This window comes from Flavihumibacter profundi, from assembly GCF_020076305.1.
GTDB classification, from domain to species: Bacteria; Bacteroidota; Bacteroidia; order Chitinophagales; family Chitinophagaceae; genus Flavihumibacter; species Flavihumibacter profundi.
This window is the reverse complement of the sequence record NZ_JAIQXE010000002.1, coordinates 150,808-175,072: the sequence shown is the minus strand read 5'-3', so window position 1 is coordinate 175,072 and position 24,265 is coordinate 150,808. Positions and strand designations below refer to the sequence as shown.

17 protein-coding genes are annotated in these 24,265 nt (G+C 46.6%); 7 read left to right on the top strand and 10 right to left on the bottom strand.

The window, feature by feature from the left end; genetic code table 11:
• Window positions 1-128 precede the first annotated feature (128 nt).
• A complete protein-coding gene (locus LAQ65_RS10510) occupies window positions 129-1,595 on the bottom strand; it encodes a PKD domain-containing protein (protein WP_224116923.1) in 1,467 nt (488 codons plus the stop codon).
• Between the two features lie 5 nt (window positions 1,596-1,600).
• Window positions 1,601-3,016 (bottom strand): hypothetical protein, encoded by a 1,416-nt coding sequence (locus LAQ65_RS10505; RefSeq protein ID WP_224116922.1) that lies wholly within the window; start codon window positions 3,014-3,016, stop codon window positions 1,601-1,603.
• A 164-nt stretch (window positions 3,017-3,180) separates the two neighbouring features.
• Here LAQ65_RS10505 and LAQ65_RS10500 point away from each other — a divergent pair, with 164 nt between their 5' ends.
• Entirely contained in the window at window positions 3,181-5,064 is a 1,884-nt protein-coding gene (locus LAQ65_RS10500) for a DUF4838 domain-containing protein (RefSeq protein WP_224116921.1), read from the top strand.
• A 67-nt stretch (window positions 5,065-5,131) separates the two neighbouring features.
• Here the strand turns inward: LAQ65_RS10500 and LAQ65_RS10495 are convergent, their stop codons facing one another.
• A complete protein-coding gene (locus LAQ65_RS10495; protein WP_224116920.1) occupies window positions 5,132-5,497 on the bottom strand; it encodes a DUF2200 domain-containing protein in 366 nt (121 codons plus the stop codon).
• 372 nt (window positions 5,498-5,869) lie between these two features.
• On the opposite strand from LAQ65_RS10495, the gene LAQ65_RS10490 reads away from it, so the two are divergent.
• On the top strand, window positions 5,870-6,442 hold the full coding sequence (locus LAQ65_RS10490) for a hypothetical protein (protein ID WP_224116919.1): 573 nt from the start codon (window positions 5,870-5,872) through the stop codon (window positions 6,440-6,442).
• Window positions 6,439-6,792 (top strand): hypothetical protein, encoded by a 354-nt coding sequence (locus LAQ65_RS10485; RefSeq protein ID WP_224116918.1) that lies wholly within the window; start codon window positions 6,439-6,441, stop codon window positions 6,790-6,792. The genes LAQ65_RS10490 and LAQ65_RS10485 overlap by 4 nt, the downstream gene beginning before the upstream one ends.
• A 12-nt stretch (window positions 6,793-6,804) precedes the next feature.
• On the opposite strand, the gene LAQ65_RS10480 is transcribed toward LAQ65_RS10485, so the two are convergent.
• Complete coding sequence (locus LAQ65_RS10480; RefSeq protein ID WP_224116917.1) at window positions 6,805-7,572, bottom strand: nucleotidyl transferase AbiEii/AbiGii toxin family protein; 768 nt, start codon at window positions 7,570-7,572, stop codon at window positions 6,805-6,807.
• Complete coding sequence (locus LAQ65_RS10475) at window positions 7,562-8,596, bottom strand: type IV toxin-antitoxin system AbiEi family antitoxin (RefSeq protein ID WP_224116916.1); 1,035 nt, start codon at window positions 8,594-8,596, stop codon at window positions 7,562-7,564. The genes LAQ65_RS10480 and LAQ65_RS10475 overlap by 11 nt, the downstream gene beginning before the upstream one ends.
• Before the next feature lie 305 nt (window positions 8,597-8,901).
• Between LAQ65_RS10475 and LAQ65_RS10470 the strand changes: the two genes are divergently transcribed.
• Window positions 8,902-12,306: a transglutaminase family protein gene (locus tag LAQ65_RS10470; RefSeq protein WP_224116915.1), complete on the top strand. Its 3,405-nt coding sequence runs from the start codon at window positions 8,902-8,904 to the stop codon at window positions 12,304-12,306.
• Between the two features lie 31 nt (window positions 12,307-12,337).
• The gene (locus tag LAQ65_RS10465) at window positions 12,338-13,387 is read left to right on the top strand and encodes a zinc-binding metallopeptidase family protein (RefSeq protein ID WP_224116914.1); all 1,050 of its coding nucleotides are present in this window, start codon (window positions 12,338-12,340) and stop codon (window positions 13,385-13,387) included.
• On the opposite strand, the gene LAQ65_RS10460 is transcribed toward LAQ65_RS10465, so the two are convergent.
• The 4 genes from LAQ65_RS10460 to LAQ65_RS10445 form a co-directional block, all read right to left on the bottom strand.
• The gene (locus LAQ65_RS10460; RefSeq protein ID WP_224116913.1) at window positions 13,361-14,239 is read right to left on the bottom strand and encodes a transglutaminase family protein; all 879 of its coding nucleotides are present in this window, start codon (window positions 14,237-14,239) and stop codon (window positions 13,361-13,363) included. The two genes, LAQ65_RS10465 and LAQ65_RS10460, sit on opposite strands and share 27 nt — an antisense overlap.
• Before the next feature lie 11 nt (window positions 14,240-14,250).
• The gene (locus tag LAQ65_RS10455; RefSeq protein ID WP_224116912.1) at window positions 14,251-16,764 is read right to left on the bottom strand and encodes a circularly permuted type 2 ATP-grasp protein; all 2,514 of its coding nucleotides are present in this window, start codon (window positions 16,762-16,764) and stop codon (window positions 14,251-14,253) included.
• Window positions 16,765-16,853: 89 nt separating this feature from the next.
• Complete coding sequence (locus LAQ65_RS10450; RefSeq protein ID WP_224116911.1) at window positions 16,854-17,198, bottom strand: ribose-5-phosphate isomerase; 345 nt, start codon at window positions 17,196-17,198, stop codon at window positions 16,854-16,856.
• 50 nt (window positions 17,199-17,248) lie between these two features.
• On the bottom strand, window positions 17,249-17,656 hold the full coding sequence (locus LAQ65_RS10445; protein ID WP_224116910.1) for a putative quinol monooxygenase: 408 nt from the start codon (window positions 17,654-17,656) through the stop codon (window positions 17,249-17,251).
• 416 nt (window positions 17,657-18,072) lie between these two features.
• Between LAQ65_RS10445 and LAQ65_RS10440 the strand changes: the two genes are divergently transcribed.
• Together LAQ65_RS10440 and LAQ65_RS21055 are read left to right on the top strand one after the other, a co-directional pair.
• On the top strand, window positions 18,073-19,350 hold the full coding sequence (locus LAQ65_RS10440; RefSeq protein ID WP_224116909.1) for a Gfo/Idh/MocA family oxidoreductase: 1,278 nt from the start codon (window positions 18,073-18,075) through the stop codon (window positions 19,348-19,350).
• Between the two features lie 41 nt (window positions 19,351-19,391).
• Complete coding sequence (locus LAQ65_RS21055) at window positions 19,392-22,823, top strand: DUF1080 domain-containing protein (RefSeq protein WP_262901445.1); 3,432 nt, start codon at window positions 19,392-19,394, stop codon at window positions 22,821-22,823.
• A gap of 70 nt (window positions 22,824-22,893) precedes the next feature.
• On the opposite strand, the gene LAQ65_RS10425 is transcribed toward LAQ65_RS21055, so the two are convergent.
• Window positions 22,894-24,201, bottom strand: coding sequence for an O-acetylhomoserine aminocarboxypropyltransferase/cysteine synthase family protein (locus LAQ65_RS10425; protein WP_224116908.1), 1,308 nt, complete (start codon window positions 24,199-24,201; stop codon window positions 22,894-22,896).
• Window positions 24,202-24,265: the final 64 nt, after the last annotated feature.

The following is a 24,265-nucleotide window of genomic DNA, read 5'->3' as shown; positions in this document are numbered from 1 at the left end:
ACAGTTTGCAGCTGATCGGCAATCATTCCGGTAAGCGGCATGGGATCGTTGTTTTACCCACAGGGACGGGATACCAAACCCGGCTAGTATATTATCCAGTGTGGCTTTTCCCCGAACTGGCAGTCAATTTATTTAAGCTTTCCGTCTTCATCCAACGGAATCAAAACGATAACCTCATGATTGCCTGGGGTGCTGGTGTTGTCGTAAGTGCGATGGCCGGCCGAAACGGTGCCGCCTTTTCGTAAAGGCCTGATCGCAACAGGCATACTGTTTGAGCAGCAGCTATAGCCGCCTTGCACGGCTTGCCTTCCATCGGCATGGGCGGTCCACAACTCAGCCCCATCCACTGTCATCTTGTTCAGGAATATCTCAAATCCATTTCCATACCCGGTCATTAAATTGACCATGTTGCCGTCACTCGTGGCAACTACAGAATGTACTGCCTGCGGCGCCAGTTTGCGATCCAGGAATTCCCCTGAATTTGAAAAGAATAATAACCCGGTGAGCGCCTGGTTGGTTACGACGTAATTTCCATTAGTAAGTTTGGTGGTGCGGGTATCCCACATGTTAAAATTATTAAGTCCCCAGGTCATCGCATTTTTCCATATCATGTTTCCATCATTACCCAGTTTCACAATTAAAGCAGAATCACAATCAAAGCAGGCCCTGTTTTCACCCGGCTTATTACCGGAAATCACAATACCATCCTGTTCAATAACGGCACCAGCGGCATTGACCATGTTTTCCTGGTCAAATAGTTTTTCCCACTGCTGTGTACCATTATTATCGGTCTTTATGACAACTGTTTTATTAACCGGGTTCCCATAAGCATCGGGAACCGGCCGGGAACCAATCACCAAATATCCCCCATCGGATGTAGGGGCAATAAAGTTGTAGGCATCGTTCTCCTGCAGTTTTTTATTCCATAGCAGGCTGCCATCCGGCTTTATCTTAATGATTTCATTTGATATATAAATGTTCCGGGTTGATCCTGTTAAAATATAATTGCCATCGGTAGCAGGTTTCATAGCGCTGAACCAGTATCCGGCAGGGAAAGTCACCATACCCTTTTTCCTTAACATACTATCCAGTTGAAAGAAATAGGCCTTGTTCGTATTCCAGTCCCTTGCCATAACCACAAATTCATTTGCAGGTGTTTCTTCAATAGCAATTGGAACCAGGCTAATATCGTCGCCCAGGTCGATATGCCGTTGGCCTGAAATCACTTTAACTGTTTGCACAGTGGTTGCCTGTACACTGTTGTGGCTGGTAACGGTTAATGAAACAGCATACACACCACGGGTGGCATAAATATGTTTGGGATTTTTTTCTGAAGAACTTGCACCATCACCAAAATCCCAGTGGTAGGTGATCTTGTCGCCGGAATCAGAACAGTTGCGGAAATAATAATAAAAGTCCCGGTAAGCAGAAGTATCGGGCCAGCCATAATTATTAAAAGGATCCGACACGATGGCCGAGAAGCAGGCAGTGGGCTGGGTTACATTTATTGTTTCGGTCTTTTTGCAGGAAGTAATTGCAGCAAACACCAGGGCAATTATGAAGATAGGCCTGCTAACCGGAAGCATATTTTTCATATAGGTTACAGTTCAATTTTTTCAACAAGCAAATAAGCGTACTGTTGGTTTGGATTTGACATCCCGGCGGAGACTAGTGTATTCCCATTGCGGAAAATCTTAAAAGGAACGAATGTAGCCGGATACTCTTTAACCTTATTAAGGGCGGGATATGCTATTGCATCAATGCGCATATCAGTTGGTTTTGCTGAATAAATGAGCGTCCCATCACCATTAAAAGCAAAGTCTGCATAATTGCCATAATAATCAAGATACCGGTCGAATACCAGGGACTTATCGAAGATGGAACCTGAAGGCCCGGTGATCATTTTACTGCCATCGGGAAAAGACCTTACAATACTTGCGTCCATCGGGTGATCACCATGGTAAGTATCATTTTTCGCTTCCAATACTGCGCCTTCAGGACTGAAATGGTAATAGGAAAGATCAACCGGCATTAAGTTTATGGTGAGGTCGATCAATTCAACATCGGGTCCTTCCAGCGGGTACAACCTGGTTGCAGTCCAATAACCCGTCCTGCCCAGGAGATTCTTTGATGCGCGGTCATATATCTTAATGCAATTGGAATACCCGGATTGCATATCAGAGGAACCGACATAGAGAATTCCCCGTGCAGCAACAACCGAGCCTATATAAGTGCCGGCAACAAATATTTTATCCTTTAACTGCAATGTTGCAGCATCCAGGATATTCAGCCAGCCGTCATTTGATGGAACATACAATTCGGCGCTGCCATTAAATTCACCCCTGCTACAATATCCAATGCTAACCGGGAACTCTGCGGAAGCCAGCACGCGGCTATCAGAACAAGCCACCAGGCTTACCTTTTTTTCTTCCATTACAAAAACCCTGTCCTGCACTTTATCATATATCACATCATTGGGTTTTCCGTACACGAGGCTATTGGGCCGGTTATAAATAAATCCATCGGAAGGCCAAAATCCATTGTTACTGAGCGAGGTGTCGCCATGCATGACGAGAATGGAATAATTAATGAATTTTGTTAACGGCATTTTATTCTCGGTAAAACGCACATGATCCGGATCAGTGCTTTCATCGATGATCTCATCATAAGTTCCAAAGATGCCATTCTTAAAATAAGCGCCGGAACGGGCCAGCTGGTATTTCACAAATTTTTTACCGGTGAATTTGGTCCATTTTAATACGATCGTTGAATCATTAATGGTCTGTTCAATATTCAGTTTAATCGGTGCCTGTACAGTCGGAGGAACCACATTAATCACTTCTTCCTTTTTGCAGGAAAATAAGCAGAGGCTTACCAGCACACAGAAAATTATCCTGTTTGCCATTAACTGATCAGTAAACCGGTGAAATTTTTTATGGAAAGGAACTGCTGTTTTGTGAGCGCTTAGCACAGCGATAGCAGGACTAAAAGCAAGCGAAAGCCTGATTAGTTTCATGTGGACCTAAGGTTTAATGGCCAAAAGATAATAAACCCAAATTAAAAAACAAAATCCCGGCAAGGCAATAGAATAGGGTCACAGATGGCATTACTGATTAGAACCCAGGATTTGTGCAGCAATGGACAATTGGAAATCAGTCACCAATTAGTTAACTTTTTACCATGAAAAAATTATTGCTGCTCATTGTCGCGGGAATGCAATACTTCGTATCGCCAGCGCAGAAAATTGACCTGGTAAAAAATGGACAATCTGCGTATAGTATCGTGATGCCAGCGAAACCAACGACGATGGAGCTGAAGGCCGCCAAGGTATTACAGGATTACCTGCGCAGGATGACCGGCAAGGAACTGCCGCTTCGCCCCGATGACCAGGCGCAACAGGAGCAGGAAATATTAATCGGAAATGTCCAGCGGGCGGCTATGCAACAATTACCACTAAACGAATTACCCGAAGATGGTTTATGGATAAAGACATCCGGTAAAAAGTTACTCATTGCCGGCGGCGCCAGGAAGGGTGTGCTTTATGGCGTGTATACCTTTCTCGAAAAATACCTGGGCTGCCGGAAATATGCATCCGACCTAACTGTAGTGCCCAAGCGAACATCAATAGTTTTGAACGCGATCAACGATAAGCAGTTACCGGCATTTACCTACCGGGAAGTTTTTTATAATGATGCCTATAACCAGGAATATATGGATTGGCATAAGTTGCATTCTTTTGAAGGCCGTGGAGCAGATAAAAGCCAATGGGGCTATTGGGTGCACACTTTTGCCAGCCTGCTGGATATAAAAGAATATGGTACAAAACATCCTGAATATTTTGCGTTTTATGACGGGCAACGACATGCAGGCACAATATCAAATTGGGATGGTAATGGCACACAGCCTGAAGCACAATTGTGTTTATCCAATCCGGATGTGCTCGAGATAGTTTGTAAAAACCTGAAGCTGGCCATGGATAAAAAGCCAGGGGCACTATATTGGAGCGTGAGCCAGAACGATAATGTAAACTATTGCAGGTGTGCTGCATGTGCCGCATTGGATAGTAGCTATGCAGCATTCAGGCCGGAAGACAAAATGTATTCCACCCATGGCGGGGAAAAATATCCGGCATTAGGCATGGGATCATTATTACATTTTGTGAACCAGGTAGCGGATCGTTTTCCCGACAAAATCATCTCCACCCTGGCCTACCAGTATACCCGAGTGCCGCCCAAAGGCATAGTGCCGCGCAAAAATGTAAACATCATGTTATGCAGTATCGAAAGTTCACGCAATGACCCGATGGAAACCGGGGACACTTCTTTCAGCAGCGACCTGAAGGGCTGGGGCCGCATCACCAACAATATCCTGATCTGGGATTATACCATAAGCTTCAACAATTTACTGGCACCATTTCCAAACCTGCGCGTATTACAACCCAATATCCAATTCCTGCACCGCAACCATGTGTCGGCATTGTTTGAGCAGGGAAATATCCAACAGGGCGGCGAGTTCGCACAGTTAAGGGCTTACCTGATGGCGCGTATGTTGTGGAATCCGGAAATATCCGTTGCAAAAGAAATGGATGAGTTTTTAGCGGCTTACTATGGCCCTGCGGCGCCTGAGGTGAAGTCCTATATTACGCTGCTGCACGACAATAACCAATCCGGGAAAGGGGTGAAAATGTCGATTTTCGGATCGCCTGTAGATGGGAAGGACAGCTATTTATCGCAACCCCTCATCAAGCAGTACAATGACATTTTTGACCGTGCAGAGGCTAAGGTGAAAAACGATGAAACATTGTTTGCCAGGGTTCGGTCCGCACGCCTGCCCGTTTATTATGCCATGCTGGAGATCGCAAAGGAAGAAAAAACGGGGCCCCGGGGCGCATTTGTGAAGGGTGCTAAAAATGAATGGATACCCAATCCATCGATTGAAGCAGCGTTGTATGAATTTTACTACCACTGTATGCGCACCAATGTGTCGAGGATAGCAGAATGGGATACCACACCAACGGAGTATTTTGAGCAATACCGGGCATTTTTAGCGGCGGCGCCCCAATAGCAGGTTACCATCAACAAGCTCTAAGGATGGTTCACCACCAGCTCAAAAATCTTGAGGGCACAACACCCTATGCATTGCGCAATATCTTTTCCATCTTCCTGCCCTTTGCCAACTCATCCACCAGCTTATCCAAATACCTGACCTTCTGCGTCAAAGCATCCTCGATTTCCTCCACCCGATACCCACAGATTACCCCGGTGATGAGGTGCGCTTTGGGGTTTAACGAAGCATGCCGGAAGAAGATTTCAAAACTTGCCTTTTCATTGATCAGCTCCTGCAGCTTCTTATTATCGAAGCCAGTTAACCACTCTATGACCTGGTGCAATTCTTCTTTTGTCCTGCCTTTCTTCTCAACTTTTGCGAGATACAAAGGATAGACGGAAGCGAAAGTCATTTTTGCGATACGCTGATGGTGTGTGTCGGAATTGTTCATTTTATCTTACTCAATATCATTAGGCTCCCAAAGTTCAACCTTGTTGCTTTAAATGTAAATAATATGAACAAATTTGCCATGATCAAAAGCCCCACAAAAAATATTCACGCCCAATTCACTTCGCATATATCAGCATTTTTTCTACATCAACAAGCGGCTTTACATTTGGGTCCATTAAACGAATACTGCTTTATGCCTGATTACAAACTTTTGGAGAAATTTTGCCGCGCGTAAAGCATTCTGTCAAGGGATAGCATCGATTCCTTCCTGATATATTATGCGGCGGCGAAAGATAAGGCGGACAAAGCATTTGACACGCAAATTTCCCGGTACAATAAGGCCGCTAAAACGCTCCCGGCAAGCTGGGCAGGCATGGCCAAATCCCAATTCATCGCCCACCGGATTTTCCGGGAAGACGGACTCATACACGGTTACCTGAAACATACTGCTGTAAAAAACCTGCCACCGGAGCAATATATGTTTCTGCAGGAGCAGTCCGAATCACCCTGGATGTTTCGATTTTGCAGTATAGTATCCCGCCCTGCACCGGATTTCTTCCTGATGGAAGATGTTTTCCGCGAAGAAGAGTTCCTGCTTTTCTCCCCCTCGCTCACCCAAACTCTGGCAGAACAACCTGTACTGCTTTGTTTTTTGTTGACGGGTTTCAATGGGGATTGCTGGCAAAGTTTCGGTCCTTTTGTTTCATTCAGCGGTTTCGACCCCGACGATATTTTCTTCTTTGCCACAGAACAAAATCCGGAGATCTATGATGAGGAAGGACTCATCAGGGGAATCGAAGAAAACCCTGTGCCGTATATGCTGCTTATTACCGGATCAACTTACCCCCGATATTCAAACTCACCAGCGGCGACTATGAATCGCCACCGCATTTTGCCGCGGCCTATTACCACGAGGAAAAAGGCATCCTTTCCCTATCAGCGATGACAGACCTTGGCTACCACAAGATGCAACTCCTGCTTAATAAATGCGGACTGACTATTGCCGAAGAACCGGAGATCAGGGTTCATTTGTTCATGATTAATCTCATTAAAGATATCCTGGGCAAAACAATAAAGTTCCACCCTTATGATAAGCTGTTCGATATTAAAAGCAGCCCGGCGGAGGACAGGGTGTTGGCAAAAATTAACCACCTGCTGCAAATGGCCCTGCCTGCGATTAATGCCGGCAAGGATCCCGATATTGAAGCGCTTGCAAAACAAGCCGGTGTAGACCCGGAGATAGCCAGGGAAATTATCGGCAAAACATTGGAGCGGGTAAAGAAGTTAAAAAAATAATATAGTCGAACATCAATCCAGCAAGCCGCTTAACATGGCTTGCCAGGTATCAATTGGTCGCTTAGTTAAAATACCTTCTACTCGATTCTTTAAAGATGGTGAATGTAACAGCAGGTTACTCATTTTCCTGCCAATTACCCTGGCCGAAACCAACGATAAATAGTTACTTTCATTAGTATCATATAATTCCATGACATCGAAAGAATCGTTAAAAACGGCAGTATCATATAATTCGAAATATACCATTATGATGTGGTCTATATCACTGATATCTTTTGTTCTGGATGGCCTGTCATCAAAGGCAATCAGCTTTAATAAAACAATACCTTCAATAGCGCAGACATTGATATTGGTTCCATCTATATCAATTGTGGTAATAGAAGAATAAGCTTCCTGAAATCCCGGCACATCCAGGACAAACACCTTTGGCTTGTTGAGGATAGTTTCACTGCTGTTATTTTCAATGGCACCAAAAGGCAGCAGATCTACTTCAATGCTCTTTTTGTAGAAAATTTTTATAGGTTCTGTCGGATGCGCTTCAAATGTTCCGGTGGCCAGCATACTTTGTTTTACGGCGTAAAATTGTTCTTCACTAGCTAAAAGGATGGCCAGGTCTACATCCTTAGTTGCACGAAAAGCAGCCTTCCCTGGTATAGCTGAAAGGTGAATATCGCGAGCCACAGCTCCAACAATATAAAAGTCAACATCATGCTGTTTGAAAACCTTTTCCAGGTCCTTTAGCATACCAATGATTATCGGGCTTAATGGTTCATCTGTCATTTTCTAAATACCTGACTTTAATTTTTTCAGCTGTTTCCCTATTCCTGCTATCCAGGCTGGTGGCTAATTCGGCATAAGCCAATAAGGGTGGAACAGTGTTGAGGTCTTTTCCTGCATGTTTAAGCTCTTCTTCATCCCAGAACATTTCCATCAATTCCAAAGAACCATGTTCATCCGGTATCAACTTTAATTCCTTCATCAATTGAATTTTTGGATAGCTTGAATAAATTGCAAATTTTTCAGGACGCAGATTGTTGGTCAACAAGGCCCCTGCCGCTTCACCACCCCATAAAAAATGCAATGCAGGGTCATTCTTCCAGTCTGTCTTAACACCTTCGGCACCTAAAAATCTAAACGTTCCCAGCTTCAATTTTGGCCGTAATACTGAAGCAAACATCTCTACCCACTTTTTTTGCAATTGACTAGTATTCTCCAGGAATAAGTTGCCATTCTTATCGGTTTTTACATACCCTCCATTTTTTAGCTCTTCTATAAGAGGCCCTATATTACCCAATGCAATACCACTTGTTTTTGCCAAACTACGGTAGGTTGCATTGATCATTTCCGTGTTCTGTAACACCACAAAAAGAAATTTCAATCCAGCCGCTTTCCAAAGTTTTCCCTGTTCTGGTATACGTACCTCAGTTACCTGCTGATCATTAATATACAGGTATAAACCACCATGCCTGACAAAGCAGTTTCCAGAAGCTTCTATATAATTGACGCCCAAGCCTTTTAATTCATCTTTCAATGGCCTCGGAATATACTGGCTAATGATCAGCCAGTTTACCTCTTTGCGTGTTTCCATTCGTTCCAGCAGACCGGGTAAGTGCATCTTCCTGATTTCGTTTTTCACTTGCACGGCGAATTCAATCACCTCCTTTCCGGTTTTCATCCGAATCCTGTGGTCCATACCTATCTTCTCTCGTTTCGTTAGTGAGGCCCATGGTATTTCCTTAACAGTGATACCTGTTTGTTTATGGAGAGCGATAAGGGCTTCCTGGATAATTTCCTCTTCTACCATGTTCATTATTTATAAATGTTCATGAATCATGAACACGCAAATTTAATGAACAAAAGGCAGAATTTCACTTTATTTGGAAATTTTCGTTTAAACAGGTGTAGTAAGATGGTATTTTGCGGTCTTCAGGCGGCCTAAACAATTGTCACCCTCCTGGGATGCTGACCACCGGAATCCACTCTTCGCAAGCTAAAGCGCAAACATAGGCAAGAAACCAGGTTAACATTTCATTTGACGAATACCCAATAAGCCGTTATATTTAAATACAACGGTTGCGTGGCCATTCAAATACAAGACAAAAGCATACAATGGCAATACGCGTAGCAATAAAACACAAAACGACCTATCATTACGACAGGCCGGTTTCCTTATCGCCCCATATTTTCCGGTTAAGGCCTGCCGTCCATTCAAGAACACCCATTGAAGCCTACTCGTTTAAGATCAGTCCGGCTGATCATTTCATCAACTGGCAACAGGATCCATTTGGGAACTACCAGGCCCGGGTGGTGTTTAACGACAAAACCACCGCGCTTTCCATTGATGTGGAAGTGATCGCCCGCATGGAAGTGATCAATCCCTTTGATTTTTTTGTGGAAGAATATGCCGAGCATTTTCCTTTTACCTATACCAGCCAATTGCAGAAAGAGCTGGTGCCCTATATGGAACTGGAAGAACAAGGACCATTGCTGCAAAACTGGCTGGCACAGGTGGACAAAAGCAAAAAACGCATTGTTGATTTCCTGGTATATATCAACGCCAGGTTATACAACGATATCGCTTATTCGATACGCATGGAAGCGGGTGTGCAGACACCTGATGAAACGCTTAGTAAAGCATTAGGTTCCTGCCGCGATTCCGCCTGGCTGCTGGTGCAGATCCTAAGAAGCCTGGGGCTCGCAGCACGCTTTGTTTCCGGCTACCTGGTACAGCTAACCGCAGATATCAAATCACTTGACGGACCATCGGGACCAGAAGCTGACTTTACTGATTTACATGCCTGGACAGAAGTGTATGTACCCGGCGCCGGCTGGATCGGCCTGGATCCTACATCAGGCTTGTTTGCAGGCGAAGGACATATCCCATTGGCCTGCACGCCGCATTACAGCAGCGCAGCGCCAGTAGTGGGCGCCAGCGATAAAGCGGAAGTGAGTTTTGAATTTGAAAATAAAGTTACCCGCATCCACGAAGATCCCCGTGTAACCAAGCCCTACACAGAAGCGCAATGGGCCGCCATTGAAGCATTGGGTTACCAGATCGATGAAGACCTGCAAGCCGGCGATGTGCGCATGACCATGGGTGGTGAACCCACTTTTGTTTCCATCGATGATATGGAATCGGCGCAATGGAATACGGCGGCCGATGGGAAAGAAAAACGGATCCTTTCGCATGACCTGATTTTTCGTTTGCGGGAGAAATTTGGTCCGACCGGTATGATCCACTACGGCCAGGGAAAATGGTATCCCGGCGAGCCCCTGCCCCGCTGGCAATATGGTTTGTTCTGGCGGAAAGATGGCTATCCCATCTGGCGGAATTTGCAATTGATTGCACATGAAAAAACAGCGCACAGCTATACACATGCAGATGCAAAATTATTTATCGAAGAACTTGCACGGCATTTAGCTGTGAGTACAGAAAATATCAGTGCAGCCTACGAGGATGCATTTTTCTTTTTATGGAGTGAGGGAAAAACCCCGGTGAATATAGATCCGCTGAAAGCCAACCTTAAAGACAGTATTGAAAGAAGGACTATCGCCCAGTTGCTGGACAAAGGTTTGAACAATCCGGCCGGGTTTGTATTGCCGATACAATGGAATTACGACAACAGCAACTGGCGCAGCGGCAAATGGGTTTTTAACCGGGAATATTTATTCCTGCTTCCCGGGAATTCGCCTATTGGCCTGCGTTTGCCATTGGAATCCTTACCGGTTGTCCCTAAGGATGAGGAACCGCAACTGGTAGAAAGAAGTTTGTTTGAGGAGGTTCCTGTTTTGGGAAGTTTCCAGGAAGCCATCAGCCGGCGATATGCAACCATTACAGTACATCCGCCTGTTGTAAAAAAGGCCTTGATAGAAAAAACCCCGGCAGCAGATCATGACCAGCACATAAAGTTCGAGGTTGATATTATTAAGACCGCATTGTGTGTAGAAGCGAGGGAAGGTGTGATCTACATATTCCTGCCACCGATGGAATACCTGGAGCATTACCTCGATATGGTAGCCTCCATTGAAGCCACTGCCTTAAAACTGAACATGCCGGTGCGTATTGAAGGGTATGAACCACCGCGGGACAATCGTATGGAAAGGCTGGTGGTATCGCCGGATCCCGGGGTGATTGAAGTGAATATCCATCCGGCAAAAAGCTGGAAGGAATTGCTGCAAAATACCAACACCTTATATGAGCAGGCCTATTTGTCGAGGTTAGGTACAGAAAAATTCATGGTCGATGGCCGGCATACGGGAACAGGTGGTGGCAACCATATCACCATCGGTGGCGCGAAACCAGCAGATAGTCCCTTGTTACGCAGGCCTGATTTATTGCGCAGCCTCATTACCTATTGGCAACACCATCCCGGGCTATCCTATTTATTTTCCGGATCCTTTATCGGGCCCACCAGCCAGGCGCCAAGGATAGATGAAGGCCGTGATGAAAAATTATATGAACTGGAGATCGCGTTTTCGCAGGTGCCCGATAAAGGCGAAGGCTATGTGCCGTTTTGGCTGGTTGACCGGATATTCCGCCACCTGCTCACCGATATAACGGGCAACACCCACCGCTCGGAATTCTGCATCGATAAAATGTACTCCCCCGACACTTCATCGGGCAGGCTGGGGATACTGGAGTTCCGGGCTTTTGATATGCCGCCGCACAAGCAAATGAGTTTGTTACAGATGTTGTTGTTGCGCGGGCTGATCGCCAAATTCTGGAAGACACCGTATAAACACAAACTGGTGCGCTGGGGTCCGCAACTGCACGATAAATTTCTACTTCCGCACTATGTACACGAAGACATCCGCGAAGTGGTGGATGATTTAAACGATGCCGGTTATGCGTTCCAGATGAGTTGGTTTGATGCCTATTTTGAATTCCGGTTTCCGCATTATGGCACTACCAGGATCCAGGGCATAGAGATGGAATTGCGCATGGGCATTGAACCCTGGCATGTGCTGGGTGAAGAAATGAGCAGCAGCGGCACGGCCCGTTTTGTAGATTCCTCCTTAGAGAAAATTCAGGTAAAGCTGCGCAATTTCAATAACGACCGGTATGTGTTGCTGTGCAATGGCAACCGGGTGCCCTTAAAAGAAACCAATATTAAAACCGAATTTGTGTGCGGGATACGTTACCGGGCCTGGCAACCACCATCAGCATTGCATCCTACTATTGGTACCGATGTGCCGCTGGTCTTTGATCTTGTAGATACCTGGAATGGCAGGAGCATTGGCGGCTGCACCTATCATGTATCGCATCCCGGGGGCAGGAGCTACGACACATTTCCCATTAATGCCTATGAAGCGGAAAGCCGCCGGATCAGCAGGTACTGGGACTATGGCCACACGCAGGATACCATACAGTATACACCTGTTTCTTCCGGTGCCAGTCATTTTATTGTGGAAAGCAACAGTCAATACCTGGTGGATGTGCCCGAGGTGGTCGTAAACCCTGATTATCCCTATACATTAGATATGCGGCAATATTGGGGAAAGAAGAAGCCCTGATTGGCTGGCCATAAAACTGCAATACCATATCATGAAACTCTTTAACTGCACCAATTGTGGCCACCCGGTATATTTTGAAAATGTTTTTTGTTTAAACTGCAATGCCTCCCTGGGTTTTGATGTACAAAGCCTTCAACAAATTTCCCTGGTTGCCGGGAATAATTGGCAGTACTGCTTTAACCACCAGTTTAACGTTTGCAATTGGTTGGTTCCGGTTGGAAGCGCTTCCGTATTTTGTACCGCCTGCCAGCTTAACCGAACTATACCTGATCTCACCAGGCCGGAGTACCTTGAAAAATGGAATGCCATTGAAATTGCCAAGCACCGGCTTATCTACCAGCTGCTGCATTTACAGCTTCCTTTAGTCAGCAAGGAACAAAATGAAGCGGAAGGACTGGCTTTTGATTTTATTGCCGACGACAAAACGGCTAAGGAAAAAAAGGTATTTACCGGCCATGATAATGGCGTCATCACCATCAACATTGCAGAAGCAGATGATATAGAAAGGGAGATGGCCCGAAAGCAAATGGATGAAGTGTACCGCACTTTGCTGGGGCATTTTCGCCATGAAGTGGGGCACTATTATTGGGACCGCCTGATCGCCAGCAAAAGCCATATCTATGAATTCAGGAACCTGTTCGGGGATGAAAGCCTGGACTATGCAGAAGCCCTGAAAAAATATTATGCGGAAGGTGCGCCTGCCGGCTGGAACAACCACTACATCAGCGCGTATGCCACCATGCACCCCTGGGAAGACTGGGCTGAAACATGGGCACATTACCTGCATATCATCGACACACTGGAGACTGCATATTATTTCGGGTTAAGTGTCCATCCCATTAATGAAGCAACCCAAAAACTACAAACAGGTACCATAACCGATCCTTATTATATCCGGGATTTTGAAAGCATCATACAGTTATGGCTGCCTTTAACTTTTGCCATGAACAGCCTGAACAGGAGTATGGGTTTAAAAGACAGCTATCCATTTATGATCAATAATGCAGTGGTTGATAAAATGAAGTTTATCCATAAAGTGGTGCGTGAAGCAGCATCAGTCCAGCCTCTTCACATCAACTAATACGCGCAACTGATGATGGCCACTGCTCAGGATTACCCCTTTCAGCGGGGTAATATCAGTATAATCCCGGCCCCACCCGATGGTAATATGCCGCATTCCAGGAATCATATTATTGGTAGGGTCAAAATCAATCCAGCCTAACTGTGGTACATAAACAGCAAACCAGGCGTGTGAAGCATCAACGCCTGTAAGTTTTGGTTTGCCTATTGGTGCAACAGTTTCCAGGTAACCGCTAACATAGCGCACCGGCAAGCCCATTGTGCGGACACAGGCAATGGCGAGGTGGGCAAAATCCTGGCAAACACCTTTACGGAATTTCATAACCTCTGTAAGGGGGGTAGCCACCGTTGTAAAACGAGGATTGAATTCAAAGTCCAGGTAAATCTGTTGCATCAGGTCGTTGGCAGCTTCCAGAAAGGGCCGGCCAGGGGTAAAGAATTGTGCGGCATAGGCGGCAATATCTTCATTGGCGGCCGTGACAGGTGTTTCGGAAATGTATTGCCTTGCATTAAAGTTTTCTTCACCAGGCTCCAACACCTGTTGTTTAACCTGTTCCCAGCTGGTGCCAGCAAAAAAGCTCAGTTCCGCTTTATCCGCCACAATTTTTTTAACCTGCGATTTTACGGTAACCGCTAAGCGCCGATGTTCTTTCTGGATGGCGAAATAAATAACCTTGTTGCCAAAATAATCCTCATACTCCCTCAAAATATCGGGCTGTGGTGTGATTTCAATCTCCGTGTTTTTACATAATTGTGTTGCCGTATTGCGAACGAGCAATTTCGCCATATTATGACAGAGGCTTACTGAATTATTGTATTCGTATTCTGTGGTATGGGTTACCTGGTATTCCATGCTTTTGCTGATTAACGGAAAAGTTGTTGTTGCGTTTGTGCATGTTTAAAATAAGTAGAGGACACTACATTGTAAATATTGTAAATCAAAGCATTTATTTCAGTTAAAAAATTATCGAGGTTTTTATAGGATTGCGTGGCTTCATCCACTACCGATAATTCATCCTTGCCGGATAATTTAATTTTGGTAAACACTTCCAGTACCAGTCGCTCATGTTCAGACAGGCTGTGGCCATTCTGGATTTTAGGCAAAGCAGATAAATAGGCTTTCATCTTTTCAACCTGGTACAATAAGGACCGGGGATTATTGGGGTCGAAGAGCAGCAGGTCCAATACCAGGGGCAATTGCAGGTGGGCCTTATATTTAAACCGGTAATTTACCATGCTCTCGTTGCTATTCAAAACAACTTCCTGCAGCAGGTATTCCACTGCATCGGCATTTTTCCGGGTAAGTGTAGCGCGCAGCATGCCAACCAGCAAAATGCTTTGTTCCATTTTCCGGCCGCTATCCAGCAAAACCCAACCCCTGTCGCGCGAAATCGTTTCCCTGTTTAAACTGACAAATGCCATCATGGAAGTAATGATACCATCCAGTGCGCTTTGAATTTTATAATTCCCTTTATTTTGCACCGACTTTGCCCGCTGCCAATTTTCCTCCATCTCCTTTATCACGCGCCAGGTATCGCCGGACCAATGATCCCTTATGGCTTCCAGGGACCTTAAAAAACAGGAGATGTTATAGCTTAATCCGCCTACGCGTTTCTCATCAAACAATACATCCGCTAATTCCTTCCAGGGGTTTTCCATTTTTTGCCTGGCCTCTTTACCCGTAAAACCCGGAAATGTATTGGTATAGGCTGTTACCGCCGTCAATAAAGATTTTTTCAGGTCCAGGTCGTTATCGATAAACGCTTTGTTGGCTTCTTCAACGACTTGCATTACAGTGCGTAAAAAGCGGGCGTTGCCCAATACGCGTTCTGCATAGCGGCCAGCCCAAAAAAGGTTCTCGCCAGTGCGGCTGGGCAGGTAATCGCTTTTATCATGGGTAGGCTGGTCCTGCAAATGATCCTGGTCTTTTTTAATATGCAGCACACTGTTTTCTTCGTCGGACAGTATCCAGGTGTCTTTACTAAAGCCGCCCAACTGGTTACTGATGATCATATTTTCCTTATCCAGTGAAGTGCGGGTCAGTCCGCCGTTCATGATCGTGTAGCCACCGTTATCACTCACCGCAAAGCTCCGGAATAAAGCATGGCTTGATTCCAGGTTGCCGTTAACCCAGGAAGGGGAAAGGGAAAAATCAACTTTCTCCTGGCCAACATACAAATGCGGTTGGGTTTTGATCCGTTCTTTCAGTTCCTGCAATGCGGCGTGATCAAGCAGCGTAGCATCAACGGAAGTGCGTTTATCCGATTCCCGGAAAATCCTTTTAATAACCAGGGATGATAAATTATCCAACACATAATTGAGCGCCTGTGGTTGTCCGCACCACCAGGAAGCGATGGTCGGCAGCTTCAATGGTTCATTTAAAAAATATCGGGCGATGGCCGGCAAGAAAGGGATCAGGCCGGGGTTCTCCACTACGCTGCTGCCCAGCGGGTTGGCGATGCTGACATTGCCGCTTCTTACTGCCTGCAATAAACCGGGTACCCCTAACAGTGAGTCTTCCTTCAGTTCCAGCGGATCACAATACACATCGTCTACCCTTCGCATGATCACATCCACTTTTTCCAGTCCGCCCAATGTTTTCAGCCACACGAAATTATCTTTCACCATCAGGTCATCGCCCTGCACCATGGTAAAGCCCAGGTGGGAGGAAAGAAAAGAATGTTCGAAGTAAGTTTCGTTGCCGGGTCCGGGTGTTAGAATAACGATACGCGGTGTTGCTGCAGTGGAAGGCGCTATCTGTGTTAAGGCCTGGCGCATGGAATGGAAAAACGGTGAAAGCCTTTTAACTTTCTGGCCATTAAAAAGTTCGGGGACGATGCGGGCCATGGCCATGCGGTTTTCCCAGGCATAGCCGGAACCGGAGGGCGCCTGTGTGCGATCGTTTAATATCCAGATCCGGCCGTCTTTGCTGCGGGCCATATCTGCAGAGTAGATCACCAGTTGGTGATGGCCGGCCTGTTGGATGCCACAGCATTCGCGCAGGAAACCGTTATGGTTGTATACGATTTCCATGGGGAGGATGCCATCTTTGATGAGGCGCTGTTGGCCATAGATATCCTGTAAAATAAGGTTGAACAATGTAGCGCGTTGCTGGAGTCCGGCTTCGATCAAACGCCATTCGTTTGCATCCACAATAAAGGGAACGATATCCAGGTTCCACGCACGGTTAAGTCCGGTTTGGTCGTTATAAATCTGGTAGGTAACGCCATTCTCTTTTAGAAACCGCATGATATCCTGGCTGCGGTTGGCTATCTCTTCATTACCCAGTTTCGAAAACGAACTGAAGAAAGTATTCCATTCCTGTTGCAGGAAAAACGGATGGTTAGGCAATATAAATTGACCGGTTTCAGAAAGCATGCAGTGATTTAAATGCAGTGTTAGGTTAGCGTGGATTCATCAAAAATAACAAATTAAAATTACCGGCAGGCCAGGCGCAGTATATACTTTCAATTAAACCAGACTGCATAACCCTGTCTTCTTAAATCGAGGGCAAGTTTCTCTTCCATTCGCAAAGCTTCTTCCCTGGTCATCGGCTTCAGGTTTAAATGTTCGTAGAGGCTCGGACGAAGATAAGTGCCGTATTGCTGGACAATATTTGCAGAAAGCTTGTGGCCCTTTTTGTTAACATACCCGGTTTTATGTTGCAGGAATCGTTCAGCAGGCGTTTTGCTGGTCATGCCGACATAAAGGCACTGGAGAACCCCATTAAATTGTGGATTAGCAGAACGGAATTTTGCATTTTCTGTGAAGACCCGTTTTGACAGTTCTATAACATAAACCTGGTACCTCATTTTTAAAATAAATTTTCCCTTTTAAATGTAACGGCCATATTTTTTGCACATTACCTGTCAGGTTTTTTAGCTGAACCAACCAGGTTAACATCAACAAGTTCTAAGGATGTAACCATACCCTTAACGGTGTCTTTGTACTTCTTAAAATGAGGGGTCTCTATATGAGATTTGTATGCGGTTGTATCAGCATATATTTCAAGGATTGTGATGTGTGAGGGGTCGATTTTGTCGGCAACGGCATAATAAGTCAATACGCCTGGTTCAACCCGGACAGCAGTAGTCATTTGTTCTTTCAGTGCTGCGTTATACTTGTCCAATTGCAATGGGTCAACTTTAATTTTTGCCAACCTGACCATTTGATTTTTTTCCTGTGCCATAGCCTGTATGCTAAATGAAAGTGTCAGAATAAATAAGGTAACTATTGCGGGCAACAATGCAGTCTGCTTAGAGATTTTCATATGTTTGATATTTTCCGCACCCAATATGATACTGTTAATTTCCATATTTAAACTTGTAACCTGGAATTATGCATTAAAATAATTTTCCTACATCGCGCTGTCCGGGTTCTCCTCCAGTTTCCCTCCCCGTTAAGTATCTATTTGATCTTCGTACAATAAATGCGCATTGGGCTGATAAATTTCCATGATAAAGGAAGGGTGCGCAAACATGGTTTACCAATAGTTTTAATGTGTCAATTAATAAGGTTATGCCGAAAAAGGGCACACAAACCCGGTACCAGGCTCAGCAGCCGCCAATTTCAACCAAGCCTAAATTACCCATCTCCTTTACTAATTAAACATCTCCCCATTTTAGTTCCCTTCGCCGCGGCCTCCCTGCCGAATTATCTTTATCTTTTGCGGGCAAAATTTCAACTATGCCCCCAAAACATTCCAACAGCCGGCGCAGTTTCATCAAAAACTCGGTCGGCGCTATTGCTGCATTTACCATTGTACCCCGCCACGTACTCGGCGGACCCGGTTTCCTGGCTCCCAGTGACCAGCTGACCAAAGCCGTTATCGGCACCGGCGGCATGGGCCGCGGCCACTTTGAACTTGGCGGAACCCGTACCGTAGCTATCTGTGATGTCGATACCCGCCACATCCAGCTTGCCCTTGATAAACTGGGCGGCGGAAAAGGCGTGAAGACCTTCCGCGATTACCGTGAACTGATCACCCTCCCTGAAGTGGATATCGTGCATATTGCTACCCCGCCGCACTGGCATGGTATCATGGCCGCCGATGCCGCCAGGGCCGGAAAGGATATCTGGTGCGAAAAACCAATGACCCGCACTATCGGTGAGGGCAAAAGGGTGATGGAAGCCGTGCAGCAACATGGCCGGATCTTCCGCCTCAATACCTGGTTCCGTTTCTCCGACCGTTTTTACGGAATGAACACCACGGTAAAACCAATCAAAAAACTGGTGGACAGCGGACTGCTAGGCTGGCCACTGAAGGTAACCGTTAGTAAACACACCGGGTTTGACTGGAAATTCTATTGGGTGGGTAAAACCAACCTGCCTGTTGAAACCGTTCCCCAGGAACTCGACTATGATATGTGGCTCGGGCCGGCGCCCTTCAAGCCTTACAACAGCCATCGCGTGCACACTACCTTCCGCGGGTACTGGGATTACGATGGCGGCGGATTGGGTGATATGGGCCAGCACTATATCGATCCCATCCAGTATTTCCTGGGCAAGGACGATACCAGTCCGGTTACCGTTGAAGTAGACGCACCCCAGCAGCACGACGATGCTGTGGGAACCTGGCGCAGGCTCACTTTTACCTATGCCGATGGCTGCCAGATCGTGCTGGATGGCGAGGGAAGCCTGGAAGATGCCGCTTATATTGAAGGCCCTAAGGGCAAGCTCTACAAAGGATTTAACTGTACCATCCCGGATATTGAGAAAAAACTGGCTGAATTCCCCGACCCGCTGCCTGTTTCCACCGATTTCATCGATGCGGTGAAGACCCGGAAGAAATTCGCCCTGAATGAAGAAAACGGACATCGCTCCGCAACCATTGTCAACATGGGTAAGATCGCGTTGCAGCTGAACCGCACCCTGCACTTCGATCCCGTGCAAATGGTATTCCTTAACGACGAAGGCGCAAACCGCCTCATGAACCAGCCCATGCGCGGTCCATGGAGTATCTGATGATTCGTCCTTTATTCATTCAAACACGCTATTCTATTTATATGAAAAAATTGTTCTTCTCGCTTTTATTTTGCTGCAGCCTGCTGACAATTGCAACTGCGCAAACTGATAAAAACCGCACGATACCCACCAAGATCGCCGACCTGCTGGCTAAGGAGCCTGCTGATGATTCCGCGCAATTGCTGAAAAATGCTGAGGCCGTTGCCGACCTGGGCGAAAGCGGGCTGATTGAACTGGCAAAGCAACTGGACAATACCGGTGATATTTCCCGGATCCATTTTGCGATCAGTGGTTTCACATTTTATGCTACAAAACCCGGAAGGGAAAGCTGGCGCTCCATGGCCACTAACGCATATGGCAAAGCGCTGTCATCTGTCAGCAGCCCCGAATCAAAGCTCATGCTGATCACCCAGCTGCAACAGGTAGGCAAGGATGATGCGATCATTTACCTGATTTCCTTTTTAAAAGATGAAAGGTTGTCGGATGCCGCATCCAGGGCGCTTGCAAGAATTAATACTGAAAATTCAAAGCAGACCTTACTGAATTCGCTTAGCAGCGTCAGCGGTAATGCAAGGCTGTATGTAGTTGAAGCGATTGGTTTTACCGCCTACCAGCCTGCAGCGAAGTCGATCATACAATTAGCCGCAACTGATGACCAGATGCTGAGGAAAGTGTGCCTGCATTCACTGGCGCAGATTGCAGATCCGTCCGCAGAGCCGCTGCTGGCCGCTGCTGCAGCAAAAGCGGGGTATACCTTCGATTATACAGAAGCCACTTCAGCTTACTTGCTGTTGCTGAACAACCTGCATAAAAACGGGGCTAATGACCTGGCTGCAAAGAAAGCCGACGCGTTAAATAAACAACTGAAAGCACCGACACAGCTTCACACCCGGATTGCCGCGCTGAAGATCCTGGCCGATATCCAGGGCGATAAAAGCCTTGCGCTGCTGACCGGTGCCATGAAGGATGCGAACCTGGAATACAGGCAGGCTGCTTTGAAATTCGCGGCTCCTTACCTCAATGAACAAACGAGCACTACCTGGCTGAATACGCTGAAGAATTCCAACAATACCGTAAAGGCGGAGATCATCAATATGCTGGCGGGAAAAGGTTACGCCACTGCTTATGCGCCAGCCTTGCAACTATTGCAGGGCACTGATGCAGCAGCACGCATAGCTGTTGCGAATGCAGCTGCCATCACCGGGAAATCTGCAGCAGCGCCTGTCCTGATAGGCCTGCTAAACAAAGCGGATAAGGACGAAGCAACTGCCATACAAAAAGCTTTATTGCTGCTGGATAGCAAAACTGTCGTAGCGCCAGCCGCTGCTGCATTGCCATCAGCATCGGCTCCTGGTAAATCAGCATTGCTGTATGTACTGGGCGAAAAAGCTGCGGCTTCGCAGGTGGGAACAGTTTTGCCTTACCTGAATAATACAGACGCTGATGTGAAATCGGCCGCTGCCGCTGCGTTGAATAAAATGGTCGGCCCCCAGGACCTGCCGGCATTATTTCCATTGCTGTCATCCACCACGGCCCCTGCAGACCTGAAAAATGTACAGGGAATTGTGATCACTGCATTAAATGGTATTGCTAATGCAGATGAGCGGTCAGCAGCTTTGCAGCAGCAGTTTGCTAATGCAGCAACAGACAAAAAGCCAAATTTCTACCCGGTATTCTCCGGCGTTGGTGGAAAAGCCGGGCTACAAACCATCCAGAAGGAATACGCTGCTGCCGGTGATGCCGGCAAGCCTGCAATCATTGAGGCATTGTCTAACTGGAAAAATGGTGAAGCCGCAGCTGAATTCCATCGCCTTGTTTTGGAAAATAAGTCAGGCGCAGCTGCGACGCAGCTCATCGATGGTTTCACTAAACAAATCGGTGATGCCAAAAACACCCCGGAACAGAAATATTTGCAGGTCCGCGATGTGATGGAAGTAACCACCAATAAAACGCAACTGGCTGCATTGCTGCGCGAGCTGTCTGATGCCCCGACATATGGTGCGTTGAAATATGCAGGTAAGTTCCTGCAGGACGCGCAGTTGAAAAGCACTGCGGCATCAACAATAAAAGACATTGCGCAACACAATCCGGATTTATATGGTGCCGAGGTAACGCAATTGCTGCAGGAAGCCATCAATTCAATAACCGGGGCAGAAGCTGATTACCAGAAAGAAGACCTGCGCAGGCATATAGCGTCCCTGCCAAAGAGTGAAGGTTTCAAGCCGCTGTTTAATGAGAAGGACCTGACCGGCTGGAAGGGTTTAGTTGCTGATCCAATCAAGCGTGCAAAGATGGATGCTGCCACCCTGGCCAAAGAGCAGGCGAAGGCCGATGATGTAATGCGCCAGGGCTGGAGTGTACAGAATGGCGTGCTGATCTTCAGTGGCCATGGCGAGAATTTATGTACAGATAAAAAATATGGCAATTTCGAAATGCTGGTTGACTGGAAGATCCAGAAAGATGGTGACGCGGGTATTTACCTGCGCGGTACACCACAGGTGCAGATCTGGGATACCTCACGCCGTGATGTAGGCGCCCAGGTGGGATCAGGCGGATTGTACAATAACCAGCAGTATCCAAGTAAACCCCTTGTGCTGGCAGATAATGCCATCGGCGACTGGAATACTTTCCGGATCGTTATGGTGGGCGACATGGTGACTGTTTACTTAAACGGGCAACTGGTTGTTGATAAAGTGCCCCTGGAAAATTACTGGGATCGCGGACTGCCTTTGTTCAATGAAGAACAGATTGAATTGCAGGCGCACGGCAACATTATCCAATACCGTGATATATATATCCGTGAAATCCCTGCGCCAAAACCATATGTGCTGACTGAGCAGGAAAAGAAAGACAATTTCAAGATCCTGTTTGATGGCACCAGCCTGCGCGAATGGGTTGGCAATAAGACTGACTATGTAATTGAAGATGGTAATATTGCCGTACACCCTAAAGGTGGTGGTCACGGCAACCTTTACACGAAAGACGAGTACAAGGACTTTATTTATCGTTTTGAATTCAAGCTGACGCCTGGTGCAAACAATGGAATTGGCCTGCATGCACCACTCGAAGGCGATGCTGCTTATGAAGGCATGGAAATCCAGGTACTTGACAATGATGCAGATATTTACAAGAACCTGCAGGTTTACCAGTACCATGGATCAGTGTATGGTGTTATTCCCGCCAAACGCGGTTTCCTGAAGCCTGTTGGTGAATGGAATGAAGAAGAGATCCAGCTTATAGGCACCAAAATTAAGGTTACCCTGAACGGCACCGTTATTACCGAAGGTGATATTGCCGAAGCTTCAAAAAACGGAACGCTAGATCACCGGGATCATCCGGGATTAGCCAGGACTACGGGTCATATAGGTTTCCTTGGTCATGGTGACACCCTGTATTTCAGGAATATCCGGGTGAAGGATTTGTCCGCCGCACCAGCGGCCCCTGCCAAACCTGCTAAAAAGAAGAAGAAGTAATTTCTTCGCCGGTGCGAATAAAAAAGAGGCTGTCCTTATGGGGCAGCCTCTTTTATTATGGAACTGATTATTACCCTTTCGAAGCAGTAAATCCTGTTTCGATATCATCCTTTATATCATCAATATGTTCTATACCGAGGGAGATACGCAATAGTCCGGGTTCAACGCCAGCCGACTTTTGTTCCGCTTCAGTAAGTTGTTCGTGTGTGGTAGTAGCAGGGTGGATGATCAGTGTTTTTGCATCGCCAACGTTAGCGAGGTGACTGATCAGTTTCAGGCCATTCACGAATTTATCCGCTGCTTCCTTTCCGCCTTTTATCTTGAAAGACAATACACCGCCGAAACCGTTGCGCAGGTATTTCTTAGCCAGTTCGTGGTATTTGTTGCTTTTGAGTCCGGGGTAATTCACATACTCCACCTGCGGATGTTTTTCCAGCCACTCAGCCAGGGCAAGTGCGTTATCAACAGTGCGCTGTACCCGAAGCGATAAAGTTTCCAGTCCCTGTAAGAAGAGGAATGAGTTAAACGGGCTAACAGCCGGGCCGAGGCTGCGGAGGCCGGTAACCCTTGCCCTGATGGCGAAAGCGATATTACCGAAAGGTCCGCCGGAACCAAAGATGTCCCAGAATTTCATGCCATGGTAAGCTTCATCAGGTTCAGTGAAATACTTGAATTTCCCGTTGCCCCAGTTGAAGTTGCCTGCATCTACGATGATGCCGCCGATGCTGTTGCCATGTCCGCCGATCCATTTGGTAGCGGATTCAACAATTACGTTAGCGCCAAAATCGATAGGCCGGCAGAGGTATCCTGCAGCGCCGAAGGTATTGTCCACGATCAATGGGATGTTGTGCCTTTTGGCGATATCGGACAGCTTTTCAAAATCCGGGATGCTGAAAGCCGGGTTACCGATAGTTTCCACGTAAAGCGCTTTGGTACGGTCATTGATTTTGCTTTCGAAGTCGGCGGGGTTATCGCCGTCGGCAAACCTAACTTCAAAGCCTAAGCGCTTAAAGGTAACCTTGAACTGGTTATAGGTACCGCCATAGAGGAAGGAGGAAGCAACGATATTATCGCCTTGCTCCAGGATATTCTGGAGGGCGATGAACTGGGCAGACTGACCAGATGCCATAGCCAGTCCGGCTACGCCGCCTTCCAGGGCAGCGACCCTTTTCTCGAACACATCAGTTGTCGGGTTCATCAACCTGGTATAGATATTCCCGAATTCGCGCAGCCCGAATAAATTGGCCGCGTGTTCGGAACTATCAAAAACATAAGAGCTGGTCTGGTAAATAGGAACTGCGCGTGATTTTGTTACAGGATCTGCTTCCTGTCCTGCATGCACCTGCAGGGTTTCGAATCGTAGATTTTGTGCTGACATAGTTGAATGGCTTGTTTATTGTCTACTAATATAGTAGATATTTATTTACCCGCCGGGTAATACC